Source organism: Chryseobacterium sp. 2TAF14, assembly GCF_052115105.1.
Lineage (GTDB): Bacteria > Bacteroidota > Bacteroidia > Flavobacteriales > Weeksellaceae > Chryseobacterium.
On record NZ_JBFRGA010000120.1, the window covers coordinates 1 to 11294 of the forward strand.

Annotated in this window: 10 protein-coding genes and 1 pseudogene; 3 read left to right on the top strand and 8 right to left on the bottom strand. The window is 35.5% G+C overall.

The window, feature by feature from the left end; translation table 11 throughout:
- The first annotated feature begins 323 nt into the window (after positions 1 to 323).
- Complete coding sequence (locus tag AB4Y90_RS12345; RefSeq protein WP_441557877.1) at positions 324 to 1121, top strand: class I SAM-dependent methyltransferase; 798 nt, start codon at positions 324 to 326, stop codon at positions 1119 to 1121.
- A gap of 35 nt (positions 1122 to 1156) precedes the next feature.
- On the opposite strand, the gene AB4Y90_RS12350 is transcribed toward AB4Y90_RS12345, so the two are convergent.
- The 3 genes from AB4Y90_RS12350 to AB4Y90_RS12360 form a co-directional block, all read right to left on the bottom strand.
- Complete coding sequence (locus AB4Y90_RS12350) at positions 1157 to 1399, bottom strand: YtxH domain-containing protein (RefSeq protein WP_441557878.1); 243 nt, start codon at positions 1397 to 1399, stop codon at positions 1157 to 1159.
- A gap of 101 nt (positions 1400 to 1500) precedes the next feature.
- Positions 1501 to 2343 carry an isoaspartyl peptidase/L-asparaginase gene (locus tag AB4Y90_RS12355; protein WP_441557879.1) on the bottom strand — a complete coding sequence of 281 codons (843 nt, stop codon included), beginning with the start codon at positions 2341 to 2343 and terminating at the stop codon, positions 1501 to 1503.
- Between the two features lie 102 nt (positions 2344 to 2445).
- Complete coding sequence (locus tag AB4Y90_RS12360) at positions 2446 to 3330, bottom strand: cyanophycinase (protein ID WP_441557880.1); 885 nt, start codon at positions 3328 to 3330, stop codon at positions 2446 to 2448.
- Between the two features lie 121 nt (positions 3331 to 3451).
- Here AB4Y90_RS12360 and cphA point away from each other — a divergent pair, with 121 nt between their 5' ends.
- Positions 3452 to 6022, top strand: coding sequence for a cyanophycin synthetase (gene cphA, locus AB4Y90_RS12365; protein ID WP_441557881.1), 2571 nt, complete (start codon positions 3452 to 3454; stop codon positions 6020 to 6022).
- A gap of 188 nt (positions 6023 to 6210) precedes the next feature.
- Complete coding sequence (locus tag AB4Y90_RS12370) at positions 6211 to 6588, top strand: GxxExxY protein (protein ID WP_441557882.1); 378 nt, start codon at positions 6211 to 6213, stop codon at positions 6586 to 6588.
- A 149-nt stretch (positions 6589 to 6737) separates the two neighbouring features.
- On the opposite strand, the gene AB4Y90_RS12375 is transcribed toward AB4Y90_RS12370, so the two are convergent.
- The 5 genes and pseudogenes from AB4Y90_RS12375 to AB4Y90_RS12395 form a co-directional block, all read right to left on the bottom strand.
- Positions 6738 to 7919, bottom strand: a complete 1182-nt coding sequence (locus AB4Y90_RS12375) for a hypothetical protein (RefSeq protein ID WP_441557883.1) — start codon at positions 7917 to 7919, stop codon at positions 6738 to 6740.
- Positions 7920 to 7994: 75 nt separating this feature from the next.
- Positions 7995 to 8828 (bottom strand): type 1 glutamine amidotransferase, encoded by an 834-nt coding sequence (locus tag AB4Y90_RS12380; protein ID WP_441557884.1) that lies wholly within the window; start codon positions 8826 to 8828, stop codon positions 7995 to 7997.
- A 32-nt stretch (positions 8829 to 8860) separates the two neighbouring features.
- Positions 8861 to 9979 carry a carboxylate-amine ligase gene (locus AB4Y90_RS12385; RefSeq protein WP_441557885.1) on the bottom strand — a complete coding sequence of 373 codons (1119 nt, stop codon included), beginning with the start codon at positions 9977 to 9979 and terminating at the stop codon, positions 8861 to 8863.
- A 24-nt stretch (positions 9980 to 10003) separates the two neighbouring features.
- Positions 10004 to 10957, bottom strand: a complete 954-nt coding sequence (locus AB4Y90_RS12390; protein WP_441557886.1) for an ATP-grasp domain-containing protein — start codon at positions 10955 to 10957, stop codon at positions 10004 to 10006.
- A 46-nt stretch (positions 10958 to 11003) separates the two neighbouring features.
- Positions 11004 to 11294, bottom strand: a pseudogene (locus AB4Y90_RS12395) (esterase); the annotation flags it as partial.

The following is an 11294-nucleotide window of genomic DNA, read 5'->3' on the forward strand; positions in this document are numbered from 1 at the left end:
GAAAGCACGAGTGCGATTAGAAAGCACGAGTGCGATTACAAACGATGCATTGCCGAAAATTTGCTCTAAACCGATCCAGGTCTGGTAAAAGCTTACGCTGATTAATAATATTGCGAGCACGCCTAAAAAAAGATCTGATGCTCCTAAAGAAGAATTTTTACTCATGGTTGATGTTTATAGTGTTGGTTTTTTCTTTTATTAACAAGATATTTTGCATGTTAATTTTGCTCAAAACTACAGTGCTATCTTCATTATTTTTTACGGAAAACCGTAAAACCATCATATTTCAAAAAAAATTATATTTACAGTAAATAAAAAGCTCAATGGAAAATTATTTAGACATCAACCGAAAATCATGGAATGCGAAAGTAGATCCTCATCTGAAATCTGATTTTTATTTTGTTGATGAATTTTTGCAAGGAAGAACTTCTTTAAACTCAATAGAACTTGGGCTTTTAGGAGACGTAAAAGATAAAACTATTCTGCACCTGCAATGTCATTTTGGGCAGGATTCTATTTCGCTTTCGCGAATGGGAGCAAAAGTTACAGGAATTGATCTTTCAGATAAAGCAATTCAAACAGCAAAAGATTTAGCTGAAAAATGTAATACCGATACAGAATTTATCTGCTCTGATGTGTATGATTTGCCTAATATTTTAAACGAAAAATTTGATATGGTGTTTACGAGTTACGGTACAATTGGCTGGCTTCCGGATCTTGAAAAATGGGCAAGTGTGATTGATCATTTTTTAAAACCGGACGGGAAATTTATCATGGCAGAATTTCATCCTGTAGTCTGGATGTTTGATGATGATTTTAAAGATGTTGCGTATAATTATTTTAATGAAAAGCCAATTGTAGAAACCTACGAAGGAACTTATGCCGATTTTTCTGCCGAAATCGTTCAGGATTATGTAATGTGGAACCATTCGTTATCCGAAGTAATGCAGAATTTAATCAATAAAAATTTGGCAATAAAGCAGTTTCAGGAGTTTGACTGGTCGCCTTATCCTTGCTTTAAACATATCAAAGAGTTTGAAAAARGAAAATGGAGAACGGAAAAATTTGGCAACAAAATACCTATGGTTTATGCCCTTTCAGCACAAAAAAAGTCATCGTAATGATGACTTTTTTATATGAATGTTAAAATGAATTTTTAAATCTTAGAAGCTGTATCTTCCACTTTAGATCTTGCATCGTCAAATTTGCTTTGAGCCTGGGAAGCCACTTCATTTGCCTTATCTTTCAAATCATTTCCCCATTTGTTCAAATTATCTTTTGCATTGTTGATTTTGTCTTTTACAGCTTGCTGCTGTTCCGGAGTAGATTTTTTGTACTTCCAATATGCTAAAGCACCTAATCCTAATAAAGCTAATAGTCCTGTTGTCTTATTTCCCATGATTTCTGATTTTTAAATGTTATAATATTAAAATTTTGTTATTAATAACTATGTAAAATGTGTGCCAAAAATTTTTCAGGGATAATAAAAATATGTTAAAATTATTTAAAGATTTCAAACTGATTTCCGTCAAAACTTGCAAAAACCATGGTTGGATAAGAATCTTGATGGTAGATATTTCCGTTTTTATCTATCGCAATAGCTCCTGCAAAACCATCGATAGTTTTTAGCTCAGCAAAAGTTTTGTCAAAAGCTTCTTTCAGGCTCATTCCGTCGGTTACTCTTGTTACAATTTTAGCTGAAGTAGCGTTGCTTACAATGTCTTCACCCACTCCGGTGCAGCTTACTGCGCAAAATTCATTGGCATAATTTCCGGCTACCGTTGCAGAATCTGAAATTCTTCCCGGAATTTCAAAGCCTTTTCCTCCGGTAGAAGTTGCAACGGCTAATTTTCCGTCTTTGTCGATGGCAACGCAGCCAACAGTGCCTTTTCCGCCGTTATTCAGTTTTGCTTCGTATTCTTTTCTTCTTTGAGGAATTTCTGTAGAAAAGTTTTCAAAACCGTTGTTATTGGCATAAATTTTTGCTCCGTTTCCGCCTAAAACCCGGTCATCTTCTTTCATCAGTTCTTTTGCTACAAAAATCGGGTTTTTTACTTCCTGAATATTGATAACACCACTCATTTTCTGGGTTTCACCATCCATCAAAGCAGCGCTCATTCTGATAATTCCATCACTTTGAATCTGCGAACCGATTCCTGCATTGTACAGCTCATCATCTTCCAAAAGATAAACGGCATAAGCAACCGTATCAATTGCAGAATGGGTTTCTAAATATTGATATGCTTTTTCTGCAATGTTTTTTAAAGAATTTTGTTTGGCAACTTTCACTTCATTGCTTTGATCGCTTTCAGAGAAAAAACCTCCGTGGATGATAATTTTCATAAAATATAATTGATGATTGATAGATGATAATTGATGCTAAATATTTGATTTTAATAACAGATCAAAATCATTAATCATTCATCGATTATCAATGATTATTTTTTACGTTTGCGGTATCGGGTTAAACTGTGAGTTTTCTATCGTCAGTTTTCTTGTTGTTAAATCATAATGATCGTTCATCGACATAACGTGAACGGTAAGATTATCGATAGAAATAGGCTCACCTAAATTAATATTGGTAAGATTGGTGTCTTTAATAAATCTTCCGTCAACGATAATTACAAGACCTGATCCTACAGCCGTCATTGTATCATTATGAATGAAAAGTCCGGTGTCTTCACCCAAACCGATTCCTAAAGTTCTCGGGTTGTTTACCACCGCCTGGAAAAGTCTTCCGATTCTTCCTCTCTGTACGAAATGGGTATCAACAATTACATTATCGATCAAGCCTAAACCTTGAGTGGTTTTAATTTCGCCTTTCAACAATGCTTCAGAGCTGCTTCCCTGATAGATCATGTTTTCAGAAGCTGCCGCTGCTCCTGCAGAAGTTCCGGAATAGATAAAATCCTGCTCCATATATTTAAGCAAAATAACATCGTGAAATCTTGTTCCGCCCAGAATAGAAGTAAGTCTTAGCTGATCTCCGCCCGTAAACATCACAACATCTGCAGCGTTTGCTCTTGCAACAATCGCATCAGAATTAGCTTCTTCACGGTTATGAATATCTAAAATATTGACGTTTTTAGCTCCCAAAAATTCGAAAGCTTTTTTATATTCGGCACCAACAATCTGAGGGATTTGCGACGCCGTAGTCACAACCTCAATCACAGAATTTTCTTTGTTTTTAGATTCAGTAATAATCTTTCTTAAGATTCCTCTTTCAAAAAAGTTAAGATTTTTTTCAACATTCTGATCGTAATCGGTTTCAGAAAAACTGCCTTTATTAACAGCTCCACCGATAATAATTAATTTTCCAACAGGTTTCATAGCCTGCAAATTTAGAAAATAATAAATTGCTGATGAAATTCAAGCTCATTTTTAACGTATTTAGTTTGATTTATAGTTGATTGCAGAAAGTGATTTTTTTTAATAAATCTTTAATAACGCTATGGTACTGATACAAATGCGTTTGGATCTCGAAGAATTGGAAAATTTTCCTACCAATAAGATTGATGGTTTCCGGGAACGGATAGAGCGCCTTATACCATCGCTTATCACACATCGCTGTTCTGAAGGAACGAGAGGCGGTTTTTTTCATAGAGTAGAAACAGGAACCTGGATGRGACATGTAATTGAACACATTGCCCTGGAAATTCAGACTCTTGCGGGAATGGATACCGGTTTTGGAAGAACCCGCGAGACAAAAACTCCCGGTGTTTATAACGTCGTTTTCGATTATATCGAAGAAAATGCAGGAATTTATGCTGCTGAACAGGCGGTCGAAATTGCGACAGCTTTAATCGAAAATAAAGAATACGATATCAATGCCTGTATTCAGCAATTAAAAGAGATCAGAGAACGGGTAAGATTGGGACCTTCAACAGGAAGTATTGTGGAAGAAGCTGTTTCAAGAAAAATTCCGTGGATAAGATTAGGCAGCAATTCTTTGGTACAGTTGGGTTACGGAGTGAATCAGCAAAGATTTCAGGCAACAATTACCGGAAATACAAGTTCTATCGCCGTTGATATTGCATGCAATAAAGAACTGACGAAAAGAATGCTGCATGATGCTGCAATTCCTGTTCCGATGGGAGATTTAATTGTAAATGAAGAAGAACTTAAAAATGTTATTAAAAAAATAGGTTATCCGATTGTTATTAAGCCTTTAGACGGAAATCACGGTAAAGGTTCGTCAATTAATGTAAACGATTGGGTTTCCTCGGTCACAGGTTTAGAACACGCCCAGAAATATTCCCGAAAAGTAATTGTTGAAAAATATATTACAGGATATGATTTCAGAGTTTTGGTGATCAACAATAAAATGGTTGCTGCAGCAAGAAGAGTTCCTGCTCACGTTGTAGGTGATGGTGAATCTAATCTTGAAAAATTAATTGAAAAAGAAAACCAGGATCCGAGAAGAGGATATGGCCACGAAAATGTTTTAACTGAAATTAATGTTGATAAAGATACTTTAGAATTGCTTGAAAAACTTCAGTATACTTTAGAAACCATTCCTCAAAGAGGAGAAGTGGTTTATTTGAAATCAACAGCAAATCTTTCGACTGGTGGAACTTCTATCGACGTGACCGATATGGTGCATCCTGAAAATATCACAATGGCAGAAAGAATTTCAAAGATTATCGGTTTAGATGTCTGCGGAATTGATATTATGGCTGAAAACCTTACGCAACCTCTCAAAGAAAGCGGTGGAGCAATTATAGAAGTTAATGCAGCGCCCGGTTTCAGAATGCATTTGGCTCCGAGTGAGGGTCTTCCGAGAAACGTTGCCGCTCCTGTTGTGGATATGCTTTATCCGCAAGGAAAACCTTTTACCATTCCGATTATTGCAGTGACGGGAACTAACGGGAAAACAACGACAACAAGATTAATTTCTCATATTGTAAAAAGTAACGGATATAGAGTAGGTTTCACTACATCTGACGGAATTTATATTCAGAATACGATGTTGACGAAAGGAGACACTACAGGTCCTGTTTCGGCTGAATTTATTTTGAAAGACCCAACCGTAGAATTTGCAGTTCTTGAAACAGCAAGAGGCGGAATACTTCGTTCAGGTTTAGGTTTCGGGCAGTGTGATATCGGGGTTTTAACCAATATTAAAGAAGATCATTTAGGAATGAATGATATTCACAGTCTGAAAGATTTAACGAAAGTAAAAAGGGTAGTTCTCGACAGTGTAAAGAAAAGCGGATGGAGCGTTTTGAATGCCGAAGACGAATATTCGATGAGAATTATCAACGATTTACCGAGCAATGTTGCTATTTTCAGTCTGGATGAAAACAATGAATACATTAAAAAATTCGCAAAAGAAGGCCGCACAACATGCGTTTATGAAGAAGGTTATGTAACGATTAAAAAAGGTGACTGGAAAATCAGGATCGGTAAGGTAAAAGACTTTCCGATTACGATGGAAGGAAAGGCAAAATTTATGATCGATAACGTTTTGGCGGCAAGTCTGGCTTGTTATCTTTACGGTTTTGAGATTGAGGATATTTCAAACTCGCTTCGTACATTTATTCCAAGTGCGCAGTTGACTCCGGGAAGGCTGAATGTTTTTAATTTTAAAAACTTTAAAGTTTTAATCGATTTTGCGCACAATCCTGCAGGTTATGAAGCGATTGAAGATTACCTTAAAAATGTAGAATCTACCAAAAAAATCGGGATTATTTCCGGGGTGGGAGACCGAAGAGATGAAGACATCAGATTGTGCGGAAAGATTGCCGGAAGAATGTTTGATCACATCATCATCAGAAACGAAAAACATCTTCGAGGAAGAACTGAGGATGAAATTAATGGTTTAATTATCGACGGAATGCAGTCTTCCGGAAAAGATGTAAGCTATGAGATTATTCCTAAAGAAATTGATGCCCTGAAACACGCAATGGGAATGGCTGAAGAAGGTACTTTTATTACTGCTTTAAGTGACGTTATTTCTAATGCGATAGATCTTGTTCAGGAATATCAGGCGAGGGAATTGCTTGAGGATGATAAATTTTAAAATTTTTTTGGTTAAACGCAAAGACGCAAAGTTTTTTTACAACTTCAGCTATATAAGGCGCAAGGATTTTATCGGAGATAAAATTAGCTATAGTAAATCGATGTTGATAACAGAATACCTGCTGATTAAAAGCGTAAAACTTTGTGTCGTTTGCAATCAATGATTAAAATAAATAAAACACAACATGTATGACAGAAAACGAATTGTCAAAAATTGTTTTCGAAACAGGTTTAAAAATTCATAAAAAACTGGGAGCAGGTTTGTTTGAACATGTTTATGAAGAATGTATGTTTTATGAATTAACAAAATCAGGACTCTTTGTTGAAAAACAAAAAACATTATCTATCATCTATGAAGAATTAAAAATTGAAAATGCTTTTAGATTAGATATGATTATAGAAAATAAACTGATTTTAGAAATAAAAGCTGTTGAATATATTAACCCAACACATAAAGCTCAACTTCTGACTTATTTAAAAATGACAAACTGTAAATTAGGAATGTTACTAAATTTCCAATCTGATGTTTTCAAAAATGGAGTAACAAGAGTTGTGAATTTTTTATAAATTTTCAGTATTAAAATTTGACTTTGTCAAATTCCTTGCGCCTTAAAATTTTATTTTTTTAACAATTTTGCGCCTTTGCGATTAACAAAGCATAAAGGATATAAAGACCTCCGAAATTCGGAGGTCTTTATATTTAAATATTTGCAGTTTTATTCCCCAAAAAACGCATGTGAACTTCCAATCCAGATTGCATCTTTTTTATTAAAATCTACGTTTACCATCGCGGCTTTGGTCATTCGTGAAAGGTTTTGTAACAAAACCGGTCGTTCTTCATTTTCTTTCCAGATATAAAGCAAACGGATTTCTGCCCTTGAAAAATCTCCGTTGATGTCTTCAAAAATCGGTTCGTAATTTACTTTTCGCTGCAATATATAATTTTCTTTATCTAAAATAGCATCTGTAATTTCTTTTGTCGGGTTGAGATCAACGCCGCTTCCTGCAAACGAAAACAGAGGTTTTAAAACAAAGTTTTCAAGACTTTCATTTTCGGGAAACTCATTCAGGAAATAGCTTTTTGGTACAAATTCATGTTTAAGCAAAGGCAAAAGATATTTAGAAATTTTAAAGAACCAATTCGGATGTGTCACCCATTCAACATCTATTTCTTCACGGAAATTAAATTCGGTTTTAAGATCAGGAATTTTATCAAGCTCATCAAAAATTACACGGTTGTAAATCCTTTTAATTCTGATAAGTTTCCTGTTATCCTCATAAAATAGCTGGTTTCCCTGCTTTTTTACTTTTGTGAGGCAAACTGTTTTTATGCCTAAAAGTTTTTCTGTTAAAGCAAAATCAATCGCTGTTTTCTGTTTTTCGGGGAAAATCTCAAGCAAAATTACATGTTCAGGATTTTCTTTGCCAACGATCAGTTCATACAAATGTTGTTGATAATCTTCCTCCGAAATATTATTTCTCAATTGATTTAAAAACGGATAAACCTCGCAAAACGTCTCTTCAAAAACATTCTGGAAAGCGTATAACGAAGGAAAAGCCTGTAATTCGATCAGTTGAGGTTCTATTTTCCCGTTTTCACTTCTGCAGATCCCGAAATCTATTGTGAAAAAATGGGGCTGTTTTGTATCGTTGGGAACTCTGCAGTTTTCCGGAATCGATTTTCGTAAAGTTTCTTCCGGAAGATTTTTAATCTGATCAATAATACTTTCGCTTGCGGAAACTAATTTTTCTTTGAAGTCGTTCGTTAAAAAAATCGGGCTTTCAGACAATCTGAATGTAGGCAGTATTCCGCTTTTTTCTTTTAAGATTGATTTGATCTGATCGTACTTTTCGCCGCTGAATTCCTTGTTAAACTGTTTTCTGTATTTTTGGATCATAATTTTTTTCGTTTTGTGATTTAAAAAATCGAGCATCATTTGCTCGATTTTAATTGTTTTTAATTTGATTTTTTATCAGGCTGTTGCTGTTTTTTGTTTCAAAATATTCTTCTTTGCGTTGTTTAAAAAACGTGGCAGGATCTGAGATTGTGTAAGAACTATTTTGTCTTCGTCATTAATTCTGTCAACGGTTTCCAGATATTTTTCCATACCGTAGTTTTCGATCATGGCTTCTTTGTTTTTCTCGTCTTTCAGGTTTTCAATCATTCCGTCAGGATTGGCTTCGGGATGAAACTGTGTTCCGAAAATTTCATCAGAAAAACGAACGGCCATAACTGCACGCTCCAGATCTATGTGTGGACGAGATTTTTCGAGGGCCACCATTTTCATTCCCAATTCTTCAAAACGCTCTGCATCAGGTTCAATAAACTGATACGCTCTGGAATCTACGGCATAAAAAGGATCGGGTAGATTTTTAAATAAAAATTCTTCTTCACCTTCTTCTGTTTTGTGGATCGGCATTATTCCGAAAGAATAAGATTTTCTTTCGCAGATATTGCCCAATTCCCAATGAATGCTCGCCAACTGGAAAGAGTGGCAAATCAGGAAAAGATATTTTTTAGCATTATTATGCTTATTATATTCATACACTGCATCTAAAAAATCGGCAAACTTCTGTTCCCATTCAAAACCTTCACGGTGCGGATTTCCCGGTCCACCAGATGAAATAAATATATCAAAATCCTCAATATTCGGAATTTCATTTTTATATCTTACATCAAAACTCGTAATGCTTATATTTTCTTCCGATTGCTTTTGGAAATTTTCAGAGATTTCTTTAATATTTTTAAATCCCTGATTTGTCTGATTGTTGTTCATATCCAGCAAAGCAATTCTTACATCTTTCATAACTACATAATTTCTGCAAAGTTATGAATTTATTATAAAGCAGTTTGGCTGTGCGTAATGCCATATTCGGTTTCAGCGATCATATAATCAACGACTTTCTTCAGGTCGCCGGTTTCTTTAAAGACAGCCAATTGTCGGTCTGCACCGGTTCCGTTTTCCAAAATTTTCCAGGCGTATTCTACTTCTTTTCTGCATCCCAATTCATCTACAACATCATCGATAAACTCTAAAAGTTCTTTTAACAGATCAGGATAAGGCACTGATTCTTCTTTACCGAAATCAATCAGTTTAGAATGAATTCCGTCTTTGGAAGCACGCCATTTATTTTCATTAAGCAATAATCTTCTGTAGCTTCTGAAACTCAAATTCTGCTGGTGAAGCTTATAAATTTTAGCCACTAAACTTTGCATAATTGCAGCCAGACAAACAGTTTCTTCGATTCTTAAAGGCATGTCGCAGATTCTGAATTCAATCGTCGGATAAAACGGATGAACTCTCAAATCCCACCAGATTTTCTTGGCATTGTCAATGGTTCCGGTTTTTACCAAAAGGTCAACATAGCTATCAAATTCTGCCAAAGAATTAAAATAGCTCGGAATACCTGTTCTTGGGAATTTTACGAAAATTTCCTGCCTGTAAGACTTAAAACCTGTGCTTCTGCCGATCCAGAAAGGGGAGTTGGTAGACAAAGCATRCACATGCGGAAGAAAATATCGCATCACATTCTGGATTCTTACCCCTTCTTCACGATTGGGAATCCCGATGTGAACGTGCAGCCCGAAAATGAGATTTCCACGCGCAACATCGCCCATGTCGTCTACAATTTTGTTATAACGTTCGCCGTTTGTGATTGTATTATGCTCCCAGTTTGAAAAAGGATGGGTTCCGCCACCGGAAACACGAAGTCCCTGTTCATGAGCGGTATTAATAAGATGTCTTCTCAAATTGGTAAGTTCGGCTTTTGCTTCCTGGATATTCTGGCAGATTCCGGTTTCCATTTCAATCATTGATTCGTGCATTTCGTGTTTTAAATTTTCACTTAAAACAGCTTTTCCGCCTTCAATGATTTTTGAAACATGAGAAATTAAATCGCGGCTTTCAACATCGATGATCTGATATTCTTCTTCGATTCCTATTGTAAATTGATGCATTTTTTTTCTGTGTTTTTTTAATATTTATTTAACTGAATTTTTTACGAAAGTCCCCCATGAAATATTAGGTTTTCCGGGAACGTATTCTTTGGCTTTTTCAATAGCCAGTTTTGCGGAATGTTCTACAATCCAGGCAAAATTTTCTTCTCCTACAGAATTTTTGTCTGCATCGGGAGCGGGATTACAAAAATCAATCGCATAAGGAATTCCGTCTCTTACGGCAAATTCTACGGTATTGAAATCATATCCTAAAGCCTGATTCATTTTGATGGTGTAATCGTGAATTGTTTTTAACAATTTTTTTAAATCTTCACCTTCCGTCTGATGTGTTGTTTCATATCTCAGATGAGGCGCATTCCTTGGTTCGTAGGGCATGATGTGAACATATTTTTGTCCCAAACAATACACTCTGTAGTAATCCTGGAAAACAATTTCTTCCTGAACCATCATTACCAACTGTTCTGTTTCGCCTAATTTGTTCCAAAGATCCTGTGGGTTTTCTACTCTGTAAACACTTTTCCAGCCGCCTCCGTCGTGAGGTTTCATATAAGCCGGAAATCCTACATAATCAAAAATATAATCCCAGTCGTGTGGAAATTTTAAGTTACGGAATGATGTTTCAGAGGTGTTTTCTGGTCTTTCGTGTGAAGGAAGCAAAACTGTTTTAGGTAAAGGAATTTTGAGCTTTGTCATTAAAGCATTGTTGAAGAATTTTTCATCTGCACTCCACCAGAAAGGATTGTTGATTACATAAGTTCCGTTCAAAGCTGCGTTTTTCAGATAAGCTCTATAGAAAGGAACATCCTGAGAAATTCTGTCGATAATTACAGCATAGCCATAATCTGCGCCTTGCTCCAGTTTATCGATGTTTACTGCTTCAGCTATAACTTCTCCGCCTCCGAGTTCATTTACTTTATCAATAAATGCCCACGGAAATGTATCTTCCATACCGAATAAGATTCCTACTTTTTTTGCCATAATTTTTTTTAATGATTTAATATTATTATTTGAGTTTTTTTTAATTTTAAAAAAATGCGCCGATATATGTTGGGAAAGTCATTCTCCAAAGCGGCCAGTCGTGGTTGATCCATTTCTTTTCATCGTACCAGAAATCAATTCCTTTTGAGGCTAAAATTTCTGCCATTTCCACATTTTTGTCTTTACAGATATCTTCGTCTGATGTGCTTAAAACGATATGCATATGTTTGTATTTCCAGGCTTCATCGTTTTTTACAAATTCTCTCGGACAATTAAAATAAACCAGATCGCTATCGTATCCATCCATAAAATTTCTGATGCTGAACGCTCCTGAAAG